Origin of the sequence: Allobosea sp. CRIB-10, assembly GCF_900112185.1 — a bacterium.
In the GTDB taxonomy this organism is placed as follows: domain Bacteria; phylum Pseudomonadota; class Alphaproteobacteria; order Rhizobiales; family Beijerinckiaceae; genus Allobosea.
In genome coordinates this window covers 335965-360548 of sequence record NZ_FOKP01000001.1, presented here as the reverse complement: position 1 = coordinate 360548, position 24584 = coordinate 335965, and the positions used below count along the sequence as shown (strand labels likewise).

General features: G+C 66.3%; 24 protein-coding genes. 18 read left to right on the top strand and 6 right to left on the bottom strand.

From position 1 onward, the window contains the following. Nucleotides 1-227: 227 nt before the first annotated feature. Complete coding sequence (locus BMZ69_RS01670) at nt 228-956, top strand: FkbM family methyltransferase (RefSeq protein ID WP_175506626.1); 729 nt, start codon at nt 228-230, stop codon at nt 954-956. Beyond that, a complete protein-coding gene (pncA, locus tag BMZ69_RS01665; protein WP_244543161.1) occupies nt 953-1591 on the top strand; it encodes a bifunctional nicotinamidase/pyrazinamidase in 639 nt (212 codons plus the stop codon). Before BMZ69_RS01670 ends, pncA begins: the two co-directional genes overlap by 4 nt. A 7-nt stretch (nt 1592-1598) precedes the next feature. Here the strand turns inward: pncA and BMZ69_RS01660 are convergent, their stop codons facing one another. Further along, nucleotides 1599-2768: a GGDEF domain-containing protein gene (locus BMZ69_RS01660; protein ID WP_092154127.1), complete on the bottom strand. Its 1170-nt coding sequence runs from the start codon at nt 2766-2768 to the stop codon at nt 1599-1601. A 98-nt stretch (nt 2769-2866) separates the two neighbouring features. Then, a complete protein-coding gene (locus tag BMZ69_RS01655) occupies nt 2867-3253 on the bottom strand; it encodes a RidA family protein (RefSeq protein WP_092154125.1) in 387 nt (128 codons plus the stop codon). A 297-nt stretch (nt 3254-3550) separates the two neighbouring features. Here BMZ69_RS01655 and BMZ69_RS01650 point away from each other — a divergent pair, with 297 nt between their 5' ends. The 5 genes from BMZ69_RS01650 to pyrH all read left to right on the top strand — a co-directional run bounded on the left by BMZ69_RS01650 (nt 3551) and on the right by pyrH (nt 7448). Next, entirely contained in the window at nt 3551-3943 is a 393-nt protein-coding gene (locus BMZ69_RS01650) for a pore-forming ESAT-6 family protein (RefSeq protein ID WP_175506625.1), read from the top strand. A 108-nt stretch (nt 3944-4051) separates the two neighbouring features. Then, on the top strand, nt 4052-4363 hold the full coding sequence (locus tag BMZ69_RS01645) for a putative quinol monooxygenase (protein WP_092154123.1): 312 nt from the start codon (nt 4052-4054) through the stop codon (nt 4361-4363). Between the two features lie 160 nt (nt 4364-4523). Then, nucleotides 4524-5531 carry a 30S ribosomal protein S2 gene (locus tag BMZ69_RS01640; protein WP_092154616.1) on the top strand — a complete coding sequence of 336 codons (1008 nt, stop codon included), beginning with the start codon at nt 4524-4526 and terminating at the stop codon, nt 5529-5531. Nucleotides 5532-5697: 166 nt separating this feature from the next. After that, nucleotides 5698-6621 (top strand): translation elongation factor Ts, encoded by a 924-nt coding sequence (gene tsf / locus BMZ69_RS01635; protein ID WP_092154121.1) that lies wholly within the window; start codon nt 5698-5700, stop codon nt 6619-6621. A gap of 119 nt (nt 6622-6740) precedes the next feature. Then, nucleotides 6741-7448, top strand: coding sequence for a UMP kinase (pyrH, locus tag BMZ69_RS01630; protein ID WP_092154119.1), 708 nt, complete (start codon nt 6741-6743; stop codon nt 7446-7448). A gap of 162 nt (nt 7449-7610) precedes the next feature. Here pyrH and BMZ69_RS01625 read toward each other — a convergent pair whose 3' ends face one another. After that, entirely contained in the window at nt 7611-8024 is a 414-nt protein-coding gene (locus BMZ69_RS01625) for a VOC family protein (protein ID WP_092154117.1), read from the bottom strand. Between the two features lie 340 nt (nt 8025-8364). On the opposite strand from BMZ69_RS01625, the gene frr reads away from it, so the two are divergent. The 11 genes from frr to lpxB all read left to right on the top strand — a co-directional run bounded on the left by frr (nt 8365) and on the right by lpxB (nt 20315). Further along, nucleotides 8365-8928, top strand: coding sequence for a ribosome recycling factor (frr, locus tag BMZ69_RS01620; RefSeq protein WP_092154115.1), 564 nt, complete (start codon nt 8365-8367; stop codon nt 8926-8928). Between the two features lie 66 nt (nt 8929-8994). Next, nucleotides 8995-9744: an isoprenyl transferase gene (locus BMZ69_RS01615; protein WP_092154113.1), complete on the top strand. Its 750-nt coding sequence runs from the start codon at nt 8995-8997 to the stop codon at nt 9742-9744. Further along, complete coding sequence (locus BMZ69_RS01610; RefSeq protein ID WP_092154110.1) at nt 9741-10559, top strand: phosphatidate cytidylyltransferase; 819 nt, start codon at nt 9741-9743, stop codon at nt 10557-10559. The genes BMZ69_RS01615 and BMZ69_RS01610 overlap by 4 nt, the downstream gene beginning before the upstream one ends. A 7-nt stretch (nt 10560-10566) precedes the next feature. Next, nucleotides 10567-11748, top strand: a complete 1182-nt coding sequence (gene dxr / locus BMZ69_RS01605) for a 1-deoxy-D-xylulose-5-phosphate reductoisomerase (protein ID WP_092154108.1) — start codon at nt 10567-10569, stop codon at nt 11746-11748. A gap of 22 nt (nt 11749-11770) precedes the next feature. Continuing rightward, nucleotides 11771-12919: an RIP metalloprotease RseP gene (gene rseP, locus BMZ69_RS01600; protein ID WP_092154106.1), complete on the top strand. Its 1149-nt coding sequence runs from the start codon at nt 11771-11773 to the stop codon at nt 12917-12919. 376 nt (nt 12920-13295) lie between these two features. Beyond that, complete coding sequence (gene bamA / locus BMZ69_RS01595) at nt 13296-15767, top strand: outer membrane protein assembly factor BamA (RefSeq protein WP_244543160.1); 2472 nt, start codon at nt 13296-13298, stop codon at nt 15765-15767. 39 nt (nt 15768-15806) lie between these two features. After that, complete coding sequence (gene lpxD, locus BMZ69_RS01590; protein ID WP_092154100.1) at nt 15807-16871, top strand: UDP-3-O-(3-hydroxymyristoyl)glucosamine N-acyltransferase; 1065 nt, start codon at nt 15807-15809, stop codon at nt 16869-16871. 88 nt (nt 16872-16959) lie between these two features. Next, nucleotides 16960-17418: a 3-hydroxyacyl-ACP dehydratase FabZ gene (gene fabZ / locus BMZ69_RS01585; protein ID WP_092154098.1), complete on the top strand. Its 459-nt coding sequence runs from the start codon at nt 16960-16962 to the stop codon at nt 17416-17418. Nucleotides 17419-17470: 52 nt separating this feature from the next. Continuing rightward, nucleotides 17471-18280, top strand: a complete 810-nt coding sequence (gene lpxA, locus BMZ69_RS01580) for an acyl-ACP--UDP-N-acetylglucosamine O-acyltransferase (RefSeq protein ID WP_092154614.1) — start codon at nt 17471-17473, stop codon at nt 18278-18280. Then, nucleotides 18277-19143, top strand: a complete 867-nt coding sequence (gene lpxI, locus BMZ69_RS01575; RefSeq protein ID WP_092154095.1) for an LpxI family protein — start codon at nt 18277-18279, stop codon at nt 19141-19143. The genes lpxA and lpxI overlap by 4 nt, the downstream gene beginning before the upstream one ends. Beyond that, complete coding sequence (lpxB, locus tag BMZ69_RS01570) at nt 19140-20315, top strand: lipid-A-disaccharide synthase (RefSeq protein WP_092154093.1); 1176 nt, start codon at nt 19140-19142, stop codon at nt 20313-20315. The genes lpxI and lpxB overlap by 4 nt, the downstream gene beginning before the upstream one ends. Nucleotides 20316-20322: 7 nt before the next feature. Here the strand turns inward: lpxB and BMZ69_RS01565 are convergent, their stop codons facing one another. The 3 genes from BMZ69_RS01565 to gltX all read right to left on the bottom strand — a co-directional run bounded on the left by BMZ69_RS01565 (nt 20323) and on the right by gltX (nt 24435). Continuing rightward, the gene (locus BMZ69_RS01565; protein ID WP_092154091.1) at nt 20323-21315 is read right to left on the bottom strand and encodes a Bug family tripartite tricarboxylate transporter substrate binding protein; all 993 of its coding nucleotides are present in this window, start codon (nt 21313-21315) and stop codon (nt 20323-20325) included. A gap of 142 nt (nt 21316-21457) precedes the next feature. Continuing rightward, on the bottom strand, nt 21458-22747 hold the full coding sequence (gene gltA, locus BMZ69_RS01560) for a citrate synthase (protein WP_092154089.1): 1290 nt from the start codon (nt 22745-22747) through the stop codon (nt 21458-21460). A gap of 269 nt (nt 22748-23016) precedes the next feature. Further along, the gene (gene gltX, locus BMZ69_RS01555) at nt 23017-24435 is read right to left on the bottom strand and encodes a glutamate--tRNA ligase (protein WP_092154087.1); all 1419 of its coding nucleotides are present in this window, start codon (nt 24433-24435) and stop codon (nt 23017-23019) included. Nucleotides 24436-24584: the final 149 nt, after the last annotated feature.

The following is a 24584-nucleotide window of genomic DNA, read 5'->3' as shown; positions in this document are numbered from 1 at the left end:
GACCCTCTTCTCAGCCCTCATCCTGAGGAGCGAGCACAGCTCGCGTCTCGAAGGAGGGTCCAGGAGGCTCCGAAACCAGCTGGAGCATCCTTCGAGACGCCGCCTCGCGGTTCCTCAGGATGAGGGTTGAGGGGGTACGGAATGCCCGAGCTTGCGCCGCAAGCTGCTGCGGCGTCAGATGTGCCGAAGCCGGCCGCGGAGATGGCCGGCGATGCCTGGGGGAGAGAATGAAGCAATACGTCGCGCGCATTCCGATGTGCCTTGCCGTGCCCGATGCGATGCATTGGGCGATCAAGGACGTGCTCGAGGGCGAATACGAATGCGGCTTCGACGGTGTCGGCCTCGACATCCTCGACATCGGCGCCAATGTCGGCTCCTTCGCGCTCTGGGCGAGCGCGCGCTGGCCGGGCAGCACCGTGACCTCCTACGAGCCGCATCCGGGCACCTATGAACTCCTGAAGCGCAACACCGACCGGCGCCGCGACATCGTCACGGTCAATGCCGCGCTCTTTCCCGGCGGTCAGACGACCGCGACCTTCCTCAGCCGCTTTGCCGGCGACGGTGAATCTGGGCTCGCCTCCTATGCCGGCGACACTTTCGTCGCCGATGCCATGGTCGAGCGCTACGAGGTCGCGGTGGTCGATCCGGCGAGGCTGCCTTCGGCCGATATCGTCAAGATCGACATCGAGGGCGGCGAGGGCGACGTGCTCGACCATCTCGACCTGTCGAAGACCTCGCTGGTGCTGCTCGAATACCAGAACCGCAAGAATCGCGTGCAATTGGAGGCGCGGCTTAACGCCGATTTCGAGCTGATCGACACGGTCGAGCATATCTGGGACCCGCTGCTCGAACAGCGCTGCTACCGGCCCGATCTCGCCGGCGACGTCTATGGCCGCATGTTCGCCGCCCGCAAGGGCATCACGCGGATGACGCGGACCGCAGCAGCGTCAGCGTGAGCAAGCCCGTGATCGATGCCAGGACCGCGCTGATCGTCATCGACGTCCAGAACGATTTCTGCCCCGGCGGCAGCCTGGCCGTCGCGGGCGGCGACGAGATCGCCCCGCTCGTCAACGAACTCGGCCGGCGCTTCGCCACGGTCGTGCTGACGCAGGACTGGCATCCGGCCGGGCATTCGTCCTTCGCGTCGAGCCATCCGGGCAAGGTTCCGTTCGAGACGATCGCGATGCCCTATGGCACGCAGGTCCTCTGGCCGGAGCATTGCGTGCAGGGCAGTGCGGGCGCGGCGTTCCATTCTGGGCTCGACCTCAGCATCGCGCAGGCGGTGATCCGCAAGGGCTGCCGCCGCGAGGTCGACAGCTATTCCGGCTTCGTCGAGGCCGACCGCACCACGCCGACAGGCCTCGCCGGCTATCTCAAGGAACGGGGCATCGCACGCGTCGTGGTGGCTGGCCTCGCCACCGATTTCTGCGTGAACTGGACGGCGCAGGACGCGGCCCGCCACGGTTTCGAGACGATTGTCATCGAGGAGGCTTGCCGCGCCATCGATCTCGACGGCTCGCTCGACCGCGCCTGGGCCGAGATGACGGCGCTCGGCGTCAGGCGGGCGGGGCTCGCCGATCTGGCCGATTGAGATCGTTTCACCGCGCCAAGGCGTGGATCTGCACCTGGACGCGGTCGCGGCCGAGCCGCTTCGAGCGATAGAGGGCCTCGTCGGCATGCTGCAGCAGCGTCTCCAGTTCGTCGCTGGCAGCATCGCCCTCGGCGACGCCGATGCTCAGCGTCGGCTGCCGCAAGGGATCCCCGTCCCAGTCGGCGAGAGCCCGCGCGAAGGCGGAGCGGATCCGATTGGCGACGCGCACCGCGTCCTTGGTCGGCATGTGCGGGAGGAGGGCGACGAACTCGTCGCCGCCATGGCGCGCCAGTATGTCGCTGGCGCGCAGCTCGCTGCGAGCCGCTCCGGCGAAGAGCTGCAGGATATGGTCGCCGGCGGCGTGGCCATGCGTGTCGTTCAGGCTCTTGAAGTGGTCGATGTCGATCAGCAGCAGGGTCAGCCGGCCGGGGCGCTTGCCGGCGTCGGCAGCGATCCGGGCCATGGCGCGCTCGAGGCCGCTGCGGTTCATCGCGCCGGTGAGCGGATCGTGCTGGGCGATCGTCACCAGCCTGTTGCGGCTTCGCTCAGCGGCGAGCAGCAGCAGGGCGCCGCTGCGCAGGAGCACGAAAGCCGTGCCGGTGGCGGCGAACCACGGATCGGCATTGTCGGCGGGAAATAGTTCGACGCCGAGCTCTCCGGTCACTGCGAGCCAGGCACGCAATGCGAACAGAATGACCGTCGGGGCGAACAGGGCGGCCAGGATCGCACCAGAGACGAGCCGGTCCCGCCGCCACAGCAGCAGGCCTTCCCGGACGAGGAGCACATCACAGGCCATGACCAGGATGGAAACGAGAACAACCCGTCTGACGAAGCCTTCAGGCTCGTTCCACAGGAACAATGGAATGGCGGCGGCTGCTATCGCCAAGATGTAGAGCGGCAGGCGTGCCGGCTGCCCGGCAAAGCTTCGAACCCCGAACAGGACGAGCAGATAGCCGATCCAGCTGACGGTGTTGGCGAGCGGGATCGAGACGATATCGGGAACAACGCCCCGCAACCCTACGCCGATGAAGCCAATCCCCATCAGCAGGTTGCTCAGCCCCCACCAGAGCGGCCAGCGCTCGAAGCGACCGGTTGCGTAGGCGGCGAGCTGCACGAGGCCAAGAATCAAGGCGGTGATCGCGCCCGCCAGATAGATTGTCCTCAGATCGAGCAACACGCCGCAGTCATCCAGGCCGACTTCCGAGCTCCTGCTAGCAGATCGACGTGAACGTTTTGCCAACGAGGTACGGGGCATCCGTGCAATCCGGCGTCGGCTCAGGCCGCGGCGATCACCTCGACCTCGATCAGCCAGTCGTCGCGCAGCGTCTGCGCGACGATCGCGGTGGTTGGGATTGCGCGACCGCCGAGGGCAGCGAGACGGGCATTCTGGTTGGCCTCGGCGAAGCCGGCATCGCGCAGATAGCTGGTCAGGCGCACGATGTTGTCGACGGTCATCTCCGCGGAAGCGAGGATCGCGCGCAGATTGTTCCAGATCAGCGTCAGCTGCTCGTCGAGTGTCGCACCGGGCTTTCCGGCCTCGTCGAGCCCCATCGTGCCGCTGACGAAGAGCAGGCGCCGCGGCGCAACGACCTCCATGGCGTGGGCGTAGTCCGAGGTCGCCGGATAGATGCCGCGGCTCGGATTATGGGCGATCACTTGCATGGTTTGCTCCCTCCTGTCGTTCGTCTGAACATCATTAGGCGAGCGAGTGATATGGCTGGATGAGGTTCCGCCCGAAGTGAAAAACCGAGCGCTGGGTAAAATACAGATGGTATTCCGCCTCGGTCGCCGGCGCGGTGGGCAGGGGGAGCTTTCGGCGAAACGTCATCAGGCTCTCACAAAGGCGGCCTGCTTTCGCCATGCGCCCGGACCTGCTTGCCGTGTCCCACGGGAGGCTGTTCGTGCGCTGGCGAAGCGGGGCTTGCACCTGCGGGTGCGTTCAATTCGAGAGAGATTGTCATGCTGCTTTTCTTCAAGCGTTTCAGTGTCATTGCCGTATTGGTGGCTTTGTCCGGCGGGCACGCTTTCGCCCAGAATCCGGCGGACCAGCTCGCCGCCGCCTATCAGGCCGGTCGCAACCAGCTCGGCGTCATCAGCTATTGCGCCGAGAAGGGCCATGTCGGTGCCGACATCCTCGAGATTCAGACCAAGGTTCTGGCCCTGATCCCGCCGCCGGCCGACAAGAGCGCCGGCGATACCGCCGAGGCGCTCGGCAAGAAGGGTACGCTGTCGATGATGGGGGTGACCCAGGACATCGAAGCGGTTTCGAAAGCGCAGGGCAGCACGGCTGCGGCGTTCTGCAAGCAGCTCGGTGACGCAGTGAAACTGGCTGCCTCATCGCTGCCGAAGTGAAATCGACGCAGGCCGCTCCTGCCAGTATCTGGCGGAGCATGCCTTGACCTCGACCTTGGTTGAGGTCGTATCGACCCGGCTCCTGCATCTGCATCGAAGGAGCCGGGCATGCCCGATCAGCCGGTCGTCAACATCAGCGTCATCACACCGAAGCCTGAATGCTTCGCCGAGTTCATGGAGCTGCAGCTCGCCCAGCATCATACCTTGCGCGGCAAGGTCGAAGGCTTGGTCGGCGGGCGGCTGTTCCGTTCGCGCGTGGATCGCGACGTCGTTCTGGTGACGATGTTCGAGAGCGAGGAGGCCGCGCAGCGCTTCAGCCGCGACGAGCGTTTCACCAGCCACATGGCACGGATACGCCCCTTGCTGGAACGCGCCGTGCCGGGGGCTTATGACGTCGCCTATGAGGTCGGCTCGCTCTGACGATCCGGCCCCAAGCCTTGCATTCCCGCGCCATCGCGTGTATGGCGCGCCTCATTCCACATGGGAAGCATCACCTCGACACCGAGGCGTTCCGGTGACCAGCCAGTTCATGGCCGGCTCATTCGCTCCCCAGAGGCTCAACCGGAAGGACAAGAATACCATGGCTCTGCCTGATTTCTCCATGCGTCAGCTGCTCGAGGCCGGCGCCCACTTCGGCCACCAGGCTCATCGCTGGAACCCGAAGATGTCGCCGTTCATCTACGGGACGCGCAACAACATCCACATCCTCGACCTGTCGCAGTCGGTGCCGATGCTGTCGCGCGCCCTGCAGGCGGTCAGCGACACCGTCGCCCGCGGCGGCCGCGTCCTCTTCGTCGGCACCAAGCGCCAGGCGCAGGACGCCATCGCCGACGCCGCCAAGCGCTCGGCCCAGTACTACGTCAACTCCCGCTGGCTCGGCGGCATGCTGACCAACTGGAAGACCATCTCGGCCTCGATCCAGCGCCTGCGCAAGGTCGACGAGCTGCTCTCCGGCGGCGGCACCGGCCTGACCAAGAAGGAGCGCCTGATGCTGGCCCGCGAGCGTGACAAGCTCGAGAAGGCGCTCGGCGGCATCAAGGACATGGGCGGCACTCCCGACATGATCTTCGTGATCGACACCAACAAGGAGCAGCTGGCGATCAAGGAGGCTCAGCGCCTCGGCATCCCGGTCGCCGCCATCGTCGATTCGAACTCGGATCCGGACGGCATCACCTTCCCGGTCCCGGCCAATGACGACGCCGGCCGCGCCATCCAGCTCTATTGCGACCTGATCGCCCGTTCGGCCATCGACGGCATCTCGCGCGCCTCGGGCGACAGCGGCATCGATCTCGGCGCTGCCGAGGCCCCGGTCGTCGAGACCGCGCTCGCTGCCGAGCCGGCGGCTGGCGAAGGCCAGGCCTTCGAGCTGCTGACCGCGCCGCGCGGCGCGCCGGACGACTTCATGCGCCTCACCGGCATGGGCCCGGAGATCGTGCAGAAGCTCAACGACGGCGGCATCTTCCACTTCTGGCAGCTCGCTGCCATGAGCCCGGCCGATGTCACCAAGGTCGATCACGACCTGAAGCTCGCCGGCCGCATCGAGAGCCAGGGCTGGGTTGCCCAGGCCCGCGATCTCGCCGACGCCTGATCTTCCGACTTGCGGCGCGTCATCGGCGCGTCGCACTTCGATACCTGATTAAGCCCAAGCAGCGCCGACGCCGGAAACGGGACGTCGGCGTTTGCCAATGGGGACCGGATTTTAGAGTTGCGGCACGCCACCGGGTGAGGCCGCCAAGACAGCAAGGACGACGCAAATGGCTGCGATCACCGCCGGCATGGTGAAGGAACTCCGCGACAAGACCGGCGCGGGCATGATGGACTGCAAGGCCGCGCTCTCGGCCACGGACGGCAACATGGAAGCCGCCATCGACTGGCTGCGCGCCAAGGGCCTGTCCAAGGCCGCCAAGAAGGCCGGCCGCGTCGCCGCCGAGGGCCTCGTCGCCGTCGCGGTGCGCGGCCATAGCGGCGTCGTGGTCGAGGTCAACTCCGAGACCGACTTCGTCGCCCGCAACCTGGAATTCCAGGCGCTGGCCCGCACCATCGCCGATGTTGCGCTCGAGCGCGGTGGCGACGTCGAGGCGCTGGCCGCCCATCACTATCCGGGCGGCGGCACCGTTGCCGACGCGATCTCCAATGCCATCGCCACCATCGGCGAGAACATGACGCTGCGCCGCGTCGCGCAGGTCTCGGTTTCGGCCGGCGTGATCGGCTCCTATGTCCATGGCGCGATCGCCGACGGGCTCGGCAAGATCGGCGTCATCGTCGGCCTGGAGACCAGCGGCAAGGGCGACGAGCTTGCCGGCCTCGGCCGTCAGCTCGCGATGCACATCGCTGCGACCAACCCGGTCGCGCTCGATCTCGCTTCGGTCGACCCGGCGGTGCTGGAGCGCGAGAAGGCGATCCTGGCCGAGAAGAACGCCGGCAAGCCCGAGCATGTGCTGGCCAAGATCGTCGAGAGCGGCCTGAAGAGCTACGCCAAGGAATACTGCCTGCTCGACCAGGCTTATATCCATGACGGCTCGAAGTCGGTCGCCCAGGTGCTGAAGGAGGCCGAAGGCAAGGTCGGCGGTCCCCTCAAGATCACGGGCTTTGCCCGCTTCGCGCTCGGCGAGGGCATCGAGAAGGAAGAAACCGACTTCGCCGCCGAGGTCGCGGCGGCCGGCGGCACCACGGGCTGACAAGCCCGTTGATAGGACACAGAAAGGCCGCGCCTCGCGCGGCCTTTTTTGTAAGTAGAGAAGGTCTACCTGCCGATTCGGTTGGGTTGGACATGTGGCGCAAGCAGTGGAGAGCCCCGATGAGACCTAAACGCGTTCTCGTGAAGCTCTCCGGCGAAGCCCTTGCAGGACCTGCAGGAAATGGCCTCGACGGCGCGACGCTGACGGCTCTGGCCGCGGACATCGCCCATGCTTCGCGCGAGGGCGTCGAGATCGGCATCGTCGTCGGTGGCGGCAATTTTTTCCGCGGCGTGCAGGGGCTGACCAAAGGGCTCGACCGCACCAGCGCCGACTCGATCGGCATGCTTGGCACGGTAATGAACGCGCTCGCGCTCGAACATGCGATCGAGAGCGCCGGGGCCCCTGCGCGCGCCATGTCGGCGGTGCCGATGCCCTCGCTCTGCGAGAGCTATGCCCGCAAGCGCGCGCTCGACCATCTCAGCAACGGCAAGGTCGTGATCCTCGGCGGCGGCACCGGCAATCCCTATTTCACCACCGACACGGGCGCTGCCCTGCGTGCGGCCGAGCTCGATTGCAGCCATCTCCTCAAGGCGACGCAGGTCGACGGCGTCTATTCTGCCGATCCGAAGAAGGACCCGAGCGCGACCCGCTACGACACGCTGACCCATGAGGACGCGATCAAGCGCGACCTCAAGGTGATGGACACCGCCGCCTTCGCCCTGGCGCGCGACGCGGCGCTCACCATCGTGGTCTTCTCGATCGCCGAGCCCGGCATGCTCGCTGCGGTGCTGCGCGGCGAGGGCAGGGCGACCTACGTCACGCCCTGAACTGATCGGCGCTTCTCTCAGCCCTCATCCTGAGGAGGCCCGACAGGGCCGTCTCGAAGGATGATCCAGCTGGTTCCGAAGCCTCGCGAAGCATCCTTCGAGACGCCGCTGCGCGGCTCCCCAGGATGAGGGCTGGTTGTTCCGCGGCTCCAAGCGCCGTGGTCAGAAGTTCGGCCAGTTGCCCGGCGTCATGATCTCAAGCAGATGGCCGTCCGGATCGCGGAAGTAGATGCTTGTCCCGCCGCGGTTCCAGCGCATGCGGCCTTCGATCTCTATGTCGTGCTGCCCGAGCCGCTCCTCCCAAGAGGCGAGCTCGCCGGCGTCGATCGCAAAGCAGATATGCAGCGGTCCATGGCCGTCATGCGGTGGGATGCTGCCTCGTTCCGAGACCTGCGTCTGGACCGAGGCGCCGCGCAGGAACAGCAGCAGGACGTTCTGGCCGCCGATGTCATAGGCATAGAGCGTCCTGGTCCTGAGCATCGACGAGAGACCGAGTTTTTCCTCATAGAACGCCGAGGCGCGGTCGAGATCGTCGACATAGAGCGCGGTTTCGACGATGCGGTTCAGCCGGGGCATGTGCTTGCTCTTCGAGGGCGATGACCTCAGCCCAAGATAGTGTCGATCGGCTCCCGATCGAGACCGGCACCGATTCCGCGCCGCCACTCTGGACAAGCTGCGAAGCAGCCAAGCTCCGGAATCCATCGAAGGGCGTTGAACTCTACGATGGCTTCCGGGACTGCGCTTCGCTTGCCCCGAATGACGGCGCATGGACTTCGGCTTGAGGCGATTTTTCTTGCGGACCCGCCAGGGAAAATGCTGTTGACGCATAAATCCTTGACCCTGCGGCGGCTGCTCGCCATGGTCGCGCCCATTTCCGGCGTTGCGTTTGCCGGGTTTCGACAAGGTTTTGAAGACGATGGCCCAGACCACTTTCGATCTCGCCGATCTCAATCGCCGCATGGACGGCGGCGTTCAGAAGTTCAAGAGCGACCTGGCTTCGCTTCGCACCGGCCGCGCCTCGGCAAATGTGCTCGATCCGATCACGGTCGAGGCCTATGGCGCCCGCACGCCTTTGAGCCAGCTCGCCACGGTCAGCGTACCCGAGCCGCGCCTGCTATCGGTCCAGGTCTGGGATCGCAGCATGGTCCAGGCGGTGGAGAAGGCGATCCGCGAATCCGATCTCGGCCTCAATCCTCAGACCGAGGGCCAGGTACTGCGCATTCGCATCCCGGAGCTCAACGAGCAGCGCCGCAAGGAGATGGTCAAGGTCGCGCACAAATATGCCGAGGACGCCAAGGTGGCCGTCCGACATGTGCGCCGCGACGGCATGGACCTGATCAAGAAGCTCGAAAAGGACGGGCATATGCCTAAGGACGACGTCACCAAGCAGACCGACCTCGTCCAGAAGGCGACCGACAAGCATATCGGCGAGATCGACCAGGCCCTCGCCGCCAAGGAAAAGGAAATCCTGCACGTCTGAAGTGCGTGGCGCGGCGCCGTCCTGTATCATCGACGCATGGGCGGCTGCCCGGAAGAGACAACCTAAATGTCAGACAGCCCGCGCCCGGTAGTTCCTGCCCATGTCGCCATCATCATGGACGGTAACGGCCGCTGGGCGCAGATGCGGGGCCTGCCGCGCCAGGAGGGACATCGGCGCGGGCTTGAAGCGCTGCGGCGGACGGTCCGCAACGCGGCTGATCTCGGCATCCGCGTCCTGACTCTCTACTCGTTCTCGACCGAGAATTGGCGGCGGCCGATGACCGAGGTCTCGTTCCTGATGGGGCTGCTGCGCCGCTTCGTCGAGAACGACCTCGCCGAACTGAACGAAGCTGGCGTGCGGGTGCGTATCATCGGCAGCCGCGAGGACCTCGCGCCCGACCTTCGCGCCCTCGTCGAGCGCGCCGAGGCGATGACGCAGGGCAATACCGGCCTCACCCTGGTGGTTGCGTTCAATTACGGCTCCCGCGACGAGATCACCCGCGTGGCGCGAAGCCTTGCTGTGGAGGTTGCGGCCGGCCGGCTTCAACCCGAGGCCATAGACGAGGCCATGCTGTCCTCACATCTCGACACCGGCGCTCTGCCCGATCCGGATCTGGTGATCCGCACCTCGGGCGAGACCCGCATCTCGAATTTCCTGCTCTGGCAGGCGGCCTATGCCGAGTTCGTCTTCACGCCGGTGCTCTGGCCCGATTTCGATCGCAAGGCGCTGGATGATGCGCTGGCGGAGTATCAGCGCCGCGAGCGTCGCTATGGCGGTGTCGGTCAGCCGGCCGAAGCCAAGATGGGGGTCGCGTGAATGGCGGTAGCGCCGGCGCGGGCGCATCAGAGCTTCGGCTGCGGGTCATCTCGGCGCTGGTGCTCGCAGTCGTCATTCTTGGCGTCACCCTGTATGGCGGCTGGCCCTTCCGCCTGATCTGGACCGCTGTCGCCGGCGTCGTCGCCTATGAATGGCTTGCCATGGTTAGCCGCAGGCATGCCGTCGCGGGTGGGATCGGTGTCGGCCTCACCGGGCTCATGCTCGGCTTCCTGCCGTTGAGCGGCGCCGCGCTCGCAGGGGTTGCTGCGCTCGCAGCGCTCGCCGGCGCGGTCGTCACGACCCAGGCGAGCAATCAGCGGCTGCTGGAAGTCTGCGGCGTCGCCTATGCGCTCTGCTTCGCGTTGGTGACACCGGCGCTGCGTGATGCGCCCGGAATCGGGCTTGCCCTGATCATCTGGACCTTCGCCGTGGTCTGGCTCACCGATATCGCGGCCTATTTCACCGGCAGGGCCCTGGGCGGGCCGAAGTTGATGCCGAGCGTCAGCCCGAAAAAGACCTGGTCCGGCGCGCTCGGCGGCGCCTTGGCAGGAACTCTGTGCGGCACCGCCGTCTGGGCCTGGTTCTTTCCCGGGCTGCCATCGGGCCTCTGGCCTGTGCTTGCCGTTTCGCTAGCGGCCTCCGTCGCGAGCCAGGCGGGCGATCTCTTCGAATCCTCAATCAAGCGGCGCTTCGGCGCCAAGGATTCGAGTCATTTGATACCCGGCCATGGCGGCTTCCTCGACCGGCTCGACGGCTATTGGGCCGTGCTGGTCTTCGCCGGCCTGCTGCTTTATCTGGCGCGGTTGGGACACTGATCGCCAGATGCGCCGCACCATCACCATATTGGGAGCCACGGGCTCCATCGGCCGCTCGACGCGTGCCGTCATCGCCGAGAACCCGGAACGGCTCGCGGTCGGCGCGGTCGTCGCCGGCCGCGACGCGGCTGGCCTGGCTCAGATCGCTCGCGAGACCGGCGCAAATTTCGCGGCGATCGCTGATGAAGGGCAGGGTGGGGCGCTCGCCGCTGCGCTCGCCGGCAGCGGCATCCGCCACGGCGCCGGCCGGGAGGCCGTGCTCGAAGCGGTCGCGCGCGACAGCGATATCGTGGTCAGCGCAATCTCCGGCGCAGCGGGGCTGGAGGCGACCTTCGCTGCCCTGACGCCGGGGCGCACCGTCGCGCTCGCCAACAAGGAGAGCCTGGTCTGCGCCGGCGCCGCCGTGATGGCGCGGGCGCATGCCGTTGGTGCCCGCATCCTGCCACTCGATTCCGAGCACAACGCCCTGTTCCAGGTGCTGGGAGCCGAACCGATCTCGGCGGTCCGGACGATGACGCTGACTGCCTCGGGCGGGCCGTTTCGGACCTGGCCGGCGGAGAAGATCGCCGCCGCCACGCCGGAACAGGCACTCGCCCATCCGAATTATGCGATGGGCGCCAAGATCACGATCGACTCGGCCAGCATGATGAACAAGGGGCTGGAGCTGATCGAAGCCTTCTTCCTGTTCGGGCTCGGCGCCGACCAGCTCGACGTGCTGGTCCATCCACAGCAGATCGTGCATGGCCTGGTCACTTTCCGCGACGGCTCGGTCAGTGCCGGCATGGCGGTGCCGGACATGCGCGTGGCGGCCGCCCATTGCCTTGGCGTCGATGGTCGGCTCGACGCGCCGCAAAGCCGCTTCCTCGATCTGGTCGCCGCCGGACCGCTCGCCTTCGAGCGGCCGGACCTCGCCCGTTTCCCGGCATTGCGCCTCGCCATGGCGGCCCTTGCAGGAGGCGGAATCGCGCCGGTCGTGCTCAACGCCGCCAACGAGATCGCGGTCGCGGCTTTTCTTGATCGCCGCATTGCCTTCCCCGCGATTCCCGCTTTGGTCGAGGCCGTCTGCGAGCAGATGGCGGGCGCCTCGTCCTCGCCACCTTCCGACGTCACAGAAGCGCTCGCCGTTGACCAAGATGCGAGAAACCGGACCCGCCTGCTCTTGTCCGGAGGCCGCTTCACTGTCACCTAGTGACTGAAGCCTGGAGAGTTTTATGGATATCGTCGGATCGGTCTGGCATGCGGCGAGCTTCGTGCTGGGTTATCTGCTGCCGTTCCTGTTCGTCCTGACCCTTGTCGTGTTCGTGCACGAACTCGGCCATTTCCTGGTCGGGCGCTGGTGCGGCGTCGATGTGAAGACCTTCTCGATCGGTTTCGGGCGCGAGCTGTTCGGCTTCAATGACCGGCACGGCACGCGCTGGCGCTTCGCGTTGATACCGCTCGGCGGCTACGTCAAGTTCTCCGGCGACGCCGATGCCACGAGCTCGACCACGTCCGACACGCTCGTCGGCATGAGCCGCGAGGAGCGCGAGCGCTCCTTCCCGGCGCAGTCGGTCGCGGAGCGGGCGGCGATCGTCGCCGCGGGGCCGATCGCCAATTTCCTGCTCGCCATTCTGATCTTCGGCGGGACGGCCTATTTCATGGGCAAGCCGACGCTGACCCCGCGCGTCGACAGCGTCACGGTCGGTGGCGCGGCGGCGCGGGCCGGGCTGCAATCGGGCGATCTGGTTCGCCAGGTCGATGGACGCGAGATCAAGAGCTTCAGCGACCTGCAACGGGCGATCTCCGTCCGCCCGGGCGAGACGTTCCCCGTCACGGTCGACCGAGGGGGAACGTCCGTCGTCCTCTCGGTGACGCCCGATCTGGTCGAGACGTCCTCACCGGTCGGCAAGCAGCGATTGGGGATCATCGGCGTCCAGGCGTCGGGGAAGCCCGAGGACTGGACGACCCAGCATTTCAATCTCGGCCAGTCGATGCTGCTCGGCATGAGCGAGACCTGGTTCGTGGTCGAGCGGACCTATGACTACATCGCCAAGCTGATCCGGGGGAAGGAATCGACCGACCAGTTGTCGGGGCCGATCCGGATCGCCCAAGTCTCGGGGATCGTCGCCTCCAGCGGCGGGCTGCTTGGCCTGATCAATCTCGCGGCGATCCTGTCGGTGTCTATCGGGCTGATGAACCTGTTCCCGGTACCGATGCTGGATGGCGGCCACCTGCTGTTCTATGCGATCGAGGCGCTGCGTGGGAAACCGCTGAGCGAACGGGCGCAGGAGATCGGCTTCCGGCTGGGGCTGGGGCTGGTCCTGATGCTGATGCTGTTCGTGACCTGGAACGACCTCGTCCATGTCCGCTCGCTGCTCTGATTCCATGTCCTCGCTTGCCCGGCAAACTAGCTTGCACCGGGCTGACAACGTCCCTCTCTAAGACCGCCTGGCGACAGGGGATTGTGGCTTTTTATGGCCCATTTTCTCGTGCCGGGCGCCTTTTCAAGCCGTGGCGCGTGGCCTCTCCGCAACGACCCCCGCAAAAATCTTTTGTTAACGACAATGGCGGTTTGCACCCTGCGGGAAACTTTGTAGAAGCGTTTGGTCTTCAATGTCGCCGAGCCTCGCCTGTAGCGAGGTTCCCCGCTTGCGGGGTGGTGACCCAAAGAATGGAATAGGCGACCCGATGACGTCGACGCTTCAGAGCCGGTCCTTGCGCATGCGGCTCTCTCGATCAGTCGGACTTGCGGCCGTCATGGTGGCCGTTAGCGGTGGCGTGGTGTTCGCGCAGTCCGTGATTGTCCAAGGCAACCGTCGCGTGGATGCGGAGACGATCCGTTCCTATGCGACCGGGCAGGGTTCGGGTAACCCGCAGGAGATTCGCCAGAATCTCATGGCGACGGGCCTGTTCTCGAATGTGCAGGTCAGCCGCCGGGGGGCGCAGACCGTCGTCTCGGTCCAGGAGAACGACACGATCAACCGCGTCGCTTTCGAGGGCAATCGCCGCCTGAAGGGCGACGTGCTGCTCGGTCAGGTTCAGTCCAAGGCGCATGGCCCGTTGAGCCAGCAGCTGATCGACGCCGACGTCGAGCGCCTCAAGGAGGTCTATCGCCGCGCCGGCTACGGGCTCGCCACGATCAGTGGTCGTATCCAGCCGCTGCCGAACGGCCGCTCCGACGTGGTCTTCACCATCCAGGAGAGCGGCAAGACCGGCATCAAGTCGATCAATTTCACCGGCAACGGCGTCTATTCCTCGTCGCGCCTGCGTGGGCTGATGAGCTCGACCGAGTCGAATTTCCTGAGCTGGATCAAGACCTCCGACGTCTACGATCCGGACCGGATCAATGCCGATCTCGAGCTGATTCGACGCTACTATCTGAAGAACGGCTACGCCGACTTCCGCATCGTCTCGAGCGATGCCCGCTTCGACGATGCGGCGGGCGGCTGGGTCATCGACGTCGCCGTCGACGAGGGGCCGCAATACAAGGTCGGTAACGTCGGGGTCGATTCCCGTTTGCGTGACGTCGATCCGGCCGTTCTGCAATCGCTCGTCAACACGGCCAGCGGCGATACCTACAACGCCGAGGCGGTCGAGCGGTCGCTGGTCACCCTGACCACCGAGGTGGCACGGCGCGGCTATGCCTTCGCACAGGTCCGTCCGCGCGGTGAGCGCGATGCGGCCAGCGGGCAGATCGGCATCACCTATGTCGTCGAAGAAGGCCCGCGGGTCTATGTCGAGCGCATCAATGTGCGCGGCAACACCCGTACCCGCGACTATGTCGTTCGCCGCGAGCTCGATCTCGGCGAGGGTGACGCCTACAACAAGGTCTTCATCGACCGCGCCGAGCGCCGCCTGAACAATCTCGGCTTCTTCAACAAGGTCCGCATCACCAACGAGCCGGGCAGCGCGCCCGACCGTGTGATCGTCAATATCGATGTCGAGGACAAGGCGACCGGTTCGTTCTCGATCGCCGGTGGCTATTCGACCTCGGACGGCATCATCGGCGAAGTCTCGCTGTCGGAGTCGAACTTCCTCGGCCGCGGCCAATATGTCCGCATCGCCGGCACGATGGGCCAGCGCACCCAGGGCATCGACTTCTCGTTCACCGAGCCGTACTTCCTCGGTCATCGGATCGCGGCGGGCTTCGACGTCTTCTCGAAGTTCAACGACAACACCAATATCGGCTATTTCGAGAGCCGCGTGACCGGCGGCCAGATCCGCTTCTCCTTCCCGATCACGGAAGAGTTCTCGATCACGCCGCGCTATTCGATCTATACGACCGAGATCAAGATCCCGAACGAGGTCAACAAGCCGTACAATGACTGCTCCTTGCCGCTCCCGGGAATTACGCCCGGCTTCGGCACGGCAGCTCCTGCGACGAATTATTTCAACTGCTTGACGAACGGCGAAGCGACGGTCGCGGTCAAGGAGGCTCAAGGCACGACGCTGACCTCGCTGGTCGGCCTGAACTTCAACTACAACTCGCTCGACAACTACCAGAGCCCGCGCAACGGCTTCGTCGCCGAGATCAAGCCGGAGTTCGCGGGCGTCGGCGGCGACTCGAAGTTCCTGCGCGTCAGCGCCGATGCGCGTTACTACAGGGAGTTCCTGGAGGACTTCGTCGGTATCGCGCGTGTCCAGGCCGGCCATGTGCAGTCGACCGGTGGCGGCGATCTGCGCATGATCGACCACTACTTCCTCGGACCGACGCTGGTGCGCGGCTTCGCGCCTTCCGGTATCGGCCCGCGCGACACGCTCAACGACCCGACCGGCAACGCGCTCGGCGGAACCACCTATTTCGGTGGCTCACTCGAAGTGCAGTTCCCGATCTTCGGTCTGCCGCGCGATCTCGGCCTGAAGGGCGCGGTCTTCGCCGATGCCGGTACGCTGTTCAACTATGACGGCGGCTCGAAGGTGATCACCAATGCCGGCTTCGGCGCCTGCCCGGCGGGTTCGGAAGCGCGTCAGTTCAACGTCTCGGTCATCTCCGGCTACCAGAGCAACGTGGCCTGCGTGCGCGACAAGAACGTCATCCGGTCCTCGGTCGGCGTCAGCTTGCTCTGGCAGTCGCCGCTCGGCCCGATCCGCTTCGACTACGCCTATGCCCTGTCGAAGGACGACGGCCAGTTCGGCACGGCGGTTCTCCCGAACGGCCAGACCATCACCGGCAAGTTCGGCGGCGACCGCACCCAGGCCTTCCGCTTCTCGGGCGGCGCCCGCTTCTGACCGGTGGGGCGCTTCCCGCGCCCCGCAACGGATCAACTTATGGCAGATCCCAATTTCTTTCCGATCGCGACCTCGCTGTCTTTCAGCGAGGTCGCTTCCTTGTCGGGTGTCGCGCTGCCGGACGGCGTCGATCCCGAACGCCGGATCGGCGGCGTAGCGCCGCTCGAAACGGCCGGCGGTGGCGACGCCGCCTATATGGACAATCCGAAATATGTCACGGCCTTGACCGGGACGTCGGCTGGGCTCTGCTTCGTTTCGGCCCGCTTCGCCGGGCGCGTACCGGCCGGAACGGTCGCACTGGTCACGCCGGCGCCCTACCACGCCTTCGCCAAGCTGCTCTCGACCTTTCATCCGCAGGCGTTGCATCCGGGCTCGATGTTCGGCTCGGCCGGTGTCGCCCCCGGCGCCTTCGTGCATGCGACGGCTCGGCTCGAGGCCGATGTCACGGTCGATCCAGGGGCGGTGGTCGGCCCCGGCGCCGAGATCGGCGCGGGCACGGTGATCGGGCCGAACGCCGTCATCGGTCCGCAGGTCCGGATCGGGCGGGACTGCGCGGTCGGTGCCGGCTCGACATTGCAGGCGGCCCTGATCGGCAATCGCGTCATCATCCATCCGGGCGTCCGGATCGGCCAGGACGGATTCGGCTTCGCCATGGGACCGAAAGGGCACATGAAGGTGCCGCAGGTCGGCCGCGTCATCATCCAGGACGATGTCGAGATCGGCGCCAACACCACGATCGATCGCGGCGCCAGCCGCGACACGGTGATCGGCGAGGGCAGCAAGATCGATAACCTCGTCCAGATCGGCCACAACTGCGTGGTCGGTCGGCATTGCGTGATCTGCGCCCAGGTCGGCATGGCTGGATCGAGCACGCTCGAGGATTTCGCCGTGCTCGGCGGGCAGGTCGGGCTGGCGGGGCACCTTACGATCGGCATGGGCGCACAGATCGCGGCTCAAAGCGGGGTCGCCGGCGACGTTCCGCGCGGTGCGCGCTATGGCGGCTATCCCGCGCAGCCGGCGCTGAGCTGGGCTCGTGAAGCCGCCTTGCTCAAGCAACTCGTCTCAAAGCGTGGCAAGGGCCCCGGCGGCGGCGAAAACGCTTGATCTCGCGCCGACTTCCGGCAAAAGCAGCTTGCAATATAGGTGACGCGCGCCAGCGCGGGGCGCAGGGCGTTCGAGGAGACCAGACACGATGACGGATGCGACCAAAGCGCTCGGCGTGGCCGATATCCAGAAGATCATGGCCTGCATTCCGCATCGTTACCCGTTCCTGCTGGTCGACAAGGTCGTCGAGATCGACGGGGACAGCTCCGGCATCGGTATCAAGAACGTCACCTTCAATGAACCGCAGTTCACCGGCCACTTTCCCGGCCGTCCGGTTTTTCCGGGCGTGCTGATGATTGAAGCGATGGCGCAAACCGCGGGCGTGCTCGTCGTCAGCGCGCGTGGCAGTGACGATCTTGCGGTCACCACCGTGCTGTTCACGACGATCGACAAGGCGAAGTTCCGCAAGCCCGTCATTCCGGGCGATACGCTGCGCTTCCATCTCACGAAGCTGGCGCACAAGCGCAATATCTGGTTCTACCGCGGCGAGGCCAGGGTCGACGGCGTGCTCGTCGCCGAGGCCGAGCTCTCGGCCATGGTCGTGTGAGCGAGGGATCGCGATGCACGCTCCGCTTTCCGGCGAGACGCAGGATTCTGCCATGACCACTTCGATCCATCCGATGGCGATCGTCGATCCGGCCGCCAAGCTCGGGGCGGGCGTCAAGATCGGCCCGTTCTGCACCGTTGGTCCCGATGTCGTCCTCGGCGACGGCGTCGAGCTGATCAGCCATGTCGTCGTCGCCGGCCGCACGACGATCGGCCCGCGCACCAAGATCTACCCTTTCGCCTCTATCGGTCACCCGCCGCAGGACCTGAAGTACAAGGGCGAGCCTTCGACGCTGGCGATCGGCGCCGACTGCGTGATCCGCGAAGGCGTGACGATGAATCCAGGCACCGAAGGCGGCGGCATGAAGACCGTCATCGGCGATCGCGGCCTGTTCCTGGCCAATTCGCATGTCGGCCATGACAGCGTGATCGGCAACAACGTCATCTTCTCGAACAATGTCATGTGCGCCGGCCACGTCACCGTCGGCGATTTCGTCATCGTCAGCGGTGGCACCGGGCTACAGCAGTTCGTCCGCATCGGTGATCACGCCTTCATCGGCGGCGGCTCCGGTGTCCTGCTCGACGTCATCCCGTTCGGGATGGTGCGCGACAACCCGGCTCATCTGGCCGGGCTCAATCTCGTCGGCCTCAAGCGCCGCGGCTTCTCGCGCGAGCAGATCCACGAATTGCGCCGTGCCTATCGCCTGCTCTTTGCGGACGAGGGCACCTTGGCCGAGCGCGTCGAGGATGTCGCCGGCGAGTTCGCCGAGCATCCGCTGATTCACGAGATCCTCGATTTCATCCGCGCCGGCGGCGACCGGGGGATTTCGGTGCCGCGCGACGTCAACGCGCCCGAGCGGTGAGCACAGGACCGGCCGACACTGGTCGGCCGCAGGGACGGCGCGTCGCCGTCCTGGCCGGTCGTGGCGAGTTTCCGCTGCGGGTGGCCGGTGCGGCGGCAGCGCAGGGCGCAAGCGTCTACGTCGCGGCGCTCTCCGGAGCGGCTGATCCCGCCGACTATTCCGCCTACGACGCCAAGGAATACCGGCTCGGCCAGCTCGGACGCTTCCTCGACGAGATCAAGCGGCGCAAGATCGACGAGATCGTCATGGTCGGCGCTTTGCCGCGGCCGAGCTTCGGTTCGCTTGCGCCGGAATTATCGACGCTGAAATACCTGCCTCACTTCGCCCGCGCCTTCCAGGGGGGCGACGACCATTTGCTGCGTGGCGTCGTCAGCTTCTTCGAGGGCCAGGGGCTGCGCGTCGTCGGACCGGCCGATATCGCGCCCGATCTCGTCGCGCCGAGCGGGGCGCTCGGGCGTCACAAGCCTTCCGCAGTCGCGCGCGAGGCGATCGCGACCGGCTTCAACCTGCTCGCCACGCTCTCGCCCTTCGACATGGGGCAGGCGGCGATCATCGCCGATCACCGCGTCGTCGCCGTCGAGGCGGCCGAAGGGACCGACGCGATGATCGAGCGCGTCGCAGGCCTAGTCCAGGCAGGTCGCCTCAAGCCCGGCAAGGGCGATGGCGTGCTGGTCAAGGCGCCGAAGCTCGGGCAGGACCTCAGGGTCGACATGCCGGCGATCGGCCCGGAGACCGTGGCACGTGTCGCAGCCGCCGGCCTTGCCGGTATAGCGGTCAAGGCCGGCAGCGTGCTGATCGGCGATCGCGACCGTCTGGCGACGTTTGCCGATGCCGCGGGCCTCTTCATCGAGGGCGTGGCGTGACCCGTCCGTTCAGGCTCTTCATCGTCGCCGGCGAAGCGTCGGGCGATGCGCTCGGCGCGCGCTTCGTGGCACGGCTGCGCGCGGTGCTGGGCGATCGACCGCTGGAGCTGTCAGGCGTCGGCGGCGAGGCGCTGATCGCCGAGGGACTGCACAGCGTCTTCCCACAGGAGGACATCGCGGTGATGGGCTTCGGCCCGGTCGTGGCGCGGCTGCCGCTGCTCTTGCGCCGGATGTCGGACGCAGCGCGGGCAGCCGCCGTCTTCAAGCCCGACCTCCTGCTCACCATCGACGCGCCCGATTTCAGCCTCCGCGTCGCGACGAAGGTGAGGCGGCTCGCGCCTTCCATACCGACCGCGCATTGGGTCTGCCCGAGTGTCTGGGCCTGGCGGCAGGGAAGGGCGCGGCGGATGAAGCCGCATGTCGACCGGATCCTGGCGGTGCTGCCCTTCGAGCCGGCGGCGCTCGAACGGCTCGGTGGTCCGCAGACCGTCTATGTCGGCCATCCGCTGATCGAACGGCTGCAAGCGTATCGGCCGAGGCCGGACGAGGCCGCGCGCCGGGATGATATGAACGCTCCCACGATCCTGATCCTCCCCGGCAGCCGGCGCTCCGAGATCCAGCATCTGCTGCCACCTTTCGGACAAGCGGTCGCGCTCGTCGCCGCGCAATTGCCGCGTGCGCGCTTCGTGCTGCCGGCGGTGCCGCGTCTGGTGGAGGCGATCACGCAGCTCACCGCGACTTGGCCGATCAAGCCAGAGATCGTGACGGGCGAGGCGGCCAAGCTCGCAGCGTTTCGTGAAGCGCGGGCGGCCCTGGCGGCGTCGGGCACGGTGACGCTGGAACTGGCGCTGGCGCAGGTGCCGACTGTCGCCGCCTATCGCGGTGCGGCCTGGGAGGCGATGCTGGCGCGGCGCCTGATCAAGCTGCCGAGCGTGATCCTGCCCAATCTGATCATCGGCGAGAGCGTGGTGCCGGAGTTCATCCAGGACGACGCCTCGCCGCAGGCTTTGGCAAATGCGCTTCTCGCCGCGACCGCGGATGGCCCAGCGCGCCAGCGCCAGCTCGACGGTTTCGTGAGGGTCGAGCAGACCATGCGCAGCGCCGGGCCGAGCCCGGCAGCGAACGCCGTCGATGCGGCGCTCGCTCTGGTTCGGGAGCCGGCAGGCGGCTGACAGCCGCTTACTCGACGACCGCGCCGGACGCCTTGGCGATCGGGCCCCACTTGGCCAGCTCGGCCTTGACGTGCTCGCCGAGCGCCTCGGGCGTCGAGCCGACGATCACGGCGCTGACATCCTCCAGGCGCTGCTTCACATTGGCGTCCTTGAGCGACGTATTGGCGGCGCTGTTGATCTTGTCGACGACCGGGCGCGGCATGTTGGCGGGCCCGAACAGCGCATTCCAGGTATAGGTCTCGTAGCCGGCGAGCCCGCCCTCGGCGATCGTCGGCAGATCCGGGAAGGACGAGACACGCTCCTTGGTGGTGACGCCGATGGCGCGCAACTGGCCGCTGCGGATGAACTGGGCCGAGGAGGGCAGGTTGTCGAACATGATCGGCACGGCGCCGGCGACGACGTCGTTGAGCGCGGGGCCGGCGCCGCGGTAGGGCACATGGTTCATGCTGACGCCGCCGAGCGACTTGAACAGCTCGCCGGAGAGGTGCAGCGGCGTGCCGACCCCGGAGGAGGCGTAGGAGTACTTGCCGGGATTGTCCTTCAGCAGCTTCAGCACTTCCGGCACGGTCTTGGCCGGGAAGCTCGGATGCACGACCATGACGTTCGGCACGACGGCGAGCAGCGAGATCGGCGTGAAGTCCTTGACCGCGTCGAAGGTCACGGTCTTCAGGATCGCCGGGTTGAGCGCATGGGTCGAGATCGTGCCGAGCAGCAGCGTGTAGCCGTCGGGCGTGGCCCGGGCGACCGCGGTCGAGCCGATATTGCCGCCGGCGCCGGCGCGATTGTCGATCACGATCGACTGGCCGAGCAGTTCGCCCATCTTCTGGCCGACGAGGCGCGCGACGATGTCGGTCGAGCCGCCGGCGGCGAAGGGCACGATCAGCGAGATCGGCCGCGTCGGGAACTGCGCCTGGGCAAGAGCCGAGCCGGCGGCGCCGGCGAAGGGCAGGGCGGTGGCACCGGCAAGAAAGCCGCGGCGGCTGAGACCTTCAGTCGACATGAGCGATGAACCTTTCAAAATGGGTCGGCGACTGTAGCGCGCCCGGCGCAACCGTCATCTGCGTCTGATGCATCAATCGCAGGAAACAATAAAGGCCGCGACGGGTTCCGTCGCGGCCTCGTCATTCAGCCGATGGAGCCGCTCAGCGGCGGCCGATCGGGGTGTAGTCGCGCTTCGGGGCGCCGGTGTAGAGCTGGCGCGGACGGCCGATGCGCTGGGACGGATCCTCGATCATCTCCTTCCACTGTGCGATCCAGCCGATGCTGCGTGCCAGCGCGAACAGCGCGGTAAACATCGAGGTCGGGAAGCCCATCGCCTTCAGGGTGATGCCCGAATAGAAGTCGATGTTCGGATAGAGCTTCTTCTCGATGAAGTACTCGTCGTGCAGCGCGATGCGCTCGAGCTCCATGGCGACGTCGAGCAACGGATCGTCCTTGATGCCGAGCTCGGCCAAGACCTCATGCGTGGTCTTCTGCATGATCTTGGCGCGCGGATCGTAGTTCTTGTAAACACGGTGGCCGAAGCCCATCAGGCGGAACGGATCGTTCTTGTCCTTGGCCTTGGCGATGTATTTCGGGATGTTGTCGACGCTGCCGATCTCCTCGAGCATCTTCAGCGCCGCCTCGTTGGCGCCGCCATGCGCCGGGCCCCAGAGGCAGGCGACGCCGGCCGCGATGCAGGCGAAGGGATTGGCGCCGGAAGAGCCGGCGAGCCGGACCGTCGAGGTCGAGGCATTCTGCTCATGGTCGGCGTGCAAGATGAAGATCCGGTCGAGGGCCCGCGAGAGCACCGGATTGACCTTGTACTCCTCGGCCGGCACGGCGAAGCACATGCGCAGGAAGTTCGAGGTGTAGTCCAGCGAGTTGAGCGGATACACGAAGGGTTGGCCGATCGTATACTTGTAGGCCATCGCCGCCAGGGTCGGCATCTTCGCGATCATCCGCATCGAGGCGATCATGCGCTGCTGCGGATCGGAGATATCGGTCGAGTCGTGATAGAAGGCCGACATGGCGCCGACCGAGGCGACCAGAACCGCCATCGGGTGCGCGTCGCGGCGGAAGCCCTGGAAGAAGCGGGCCATCTGCTCGTGCACCATGGTGTGGCGCGTGACGCGATAGTCGAAATCCGCCTTCTGCGCCGCGGTCGGCAGCTCGCCGTAAAGCAGCAGGTAGCAGGTCTCGAGGAAGTCGCCATGTTCAGCGAGCTGCTCGATCGGATAGCCGCGATAGAGCAGGACGCCCTCGTCGCCGTCGATATAGGTGATCTGCGACTCGCAGCTCGCGGTCGAGGTGAAGCCGGGGTCGTAGGTGAACATGCCGGTCTGGCTGTACAGCTTGCCGATGTCGATGACCGATGGCCCGATCGAACCCGTTTTGACCGGCATGTCGACGGTCTTGCCTTCGACAGCCAACTGGCTGGTAGTTCCGCTCATGGATCCGATCCTTTCAGGCTCGTTCTTCAGTCATAGTCCCGGTCGGACGGAGGCGCCGGCTGCCTGTCGCATTCCACGTCATCCGAACGTCCCACGATGACGGCTCCATGACGGGACTGTCGGGGCGGGCAAGCGGGAAGGGTTCATCGGACTGATTTTGAAGCATTTTTTATGCCGGACCGGCAGCCGGAGCAGCCGGTCCGCAGCGCGTTGCTAGACCAATTCCGCGAGGGGTTCAACCGAGCGGGCATTAGCCTTTCTGAGGGCGCTCAGGCCGCGTCGGCGAGGCGGGCCAGCACCTCGTCGCGGCCGAGCACCGCCATCACGTCGAAGAGGCCGGGCGAGGTGGTCTTGCCCGTCAGCGCCGCGCGCAGAGGCTGCGCGACCTGGCCGAGCTTGACGCCGCTCTCCTCGGCGAAGTCGCGGATCGCGCTCTCCAGCGGCGGCGGCGCCCAATCCGACACTGCCGAGAGCTTTTCCGCCAGTTTCGGCATGCGTTGGCGCGCAGCCTCGTCCAGCAGCGCGGCCGCCTTGGGCTCCAATGCCAGCGGCCGCTGGGCGTAGAGATAGGAGGCGCTGTCGATCAGCTCGATCAGCGTCTTGGCCCGCTCCTTCAGGCCCGGCATGGCCGCCATCAGCTTGGCTTCCAGCTCCGGGGTCGGCTCCGTGCCGATGCCACGCGGCGGGCCGATCTCCGACCAGATCGCCTTAAGCGCGGTCATCAATTCGTGATCGGCCGACTCGCGCATATAAAGGCCGTTGAGGTTCTCGAGCTTGGCGTAGTCGAAGCGCGCCGGCGAACGGCCGATCGAGGACAGGTTGAACAGCTCGATCATCTCCTGCGTGGAGAAGATTTCCTGATCGCCATGGCTCCAGCCGAGCCGCAGCAGATAGTTGCGCAGCGCCACCGGCAGATAGCCCATGGAGCGATAGGCATCGATGCCGAGCGCGCCATGCCGCTTCGACAATTTGGCGCCGTCAGCCCCGTGGATCAGCGGGATATGCGACATGCTCGGCACGCTCCAGCCGAGCGCCTGGTAGATCTGCGTCTGGCGGGCGGCATTGGTCAGGTGGTCCGAACCGCGGATGATGTGGGTGACGCCCATGTCGTGATCGTCGACGACGACGGCGAGCATATAGGTCGGGTTACCGTCTGAGCGCAGCAGCACGAGATCGTCGAGATTCTCGTTCTGCCAGACGACGCGGCCCTGGACCTCGTCCTCGACCACGGTCTCCCCGGTCCGCTCGGCCTTGAGGCGGATCACCGGCTTGACGCCCTCGGGCGCCGTCGCGGGGTCGCGGTCGCGCCAGCGCCCGTCATAGATCCACGGCTTGCCTTCGGCGCGTGCCGCCTCGCGCTCCGCCTCGAGCTCCTGCGGCGTCGCATAGCAATAATAGGCCTTGCCGGCGGCCAGCATCTGCTCGGCGACCTCGCGATGGCGGGCGGCGCGCTGGAACTGGTAGACGGTCTGCCCGTCCCAAGCGAGACCGAGCCAGGCCAAGCCGTCGAGGATCGCGGCGATGGCGCCCTCGGTCGAGCGTTCGCGATCGGTGTCCTCGATGCGTAGCAGCATCTTGCCGCCATGACGGCGAGCATAGAGCCAGTTGAACAGCGCGGTGCGGGCACCGCCGATGTGCAGGAATCCGGTTGGCGACGGCGCGAAGCGCGTGACGACCGTGTCACTCATGAAAGGAAGGCTCCGGCGGAACGGGTAAGCAAAAGGCGAGGGCAGTTGCGGTGCGGGCCTCGGCCGGGGCTGACATCCGGCGCCGCCGCTGTAACATGGCTTGCCGGCTGCCGTTAAGTGCCTCCTGCGGGGAGGGGGCGATCATCGCG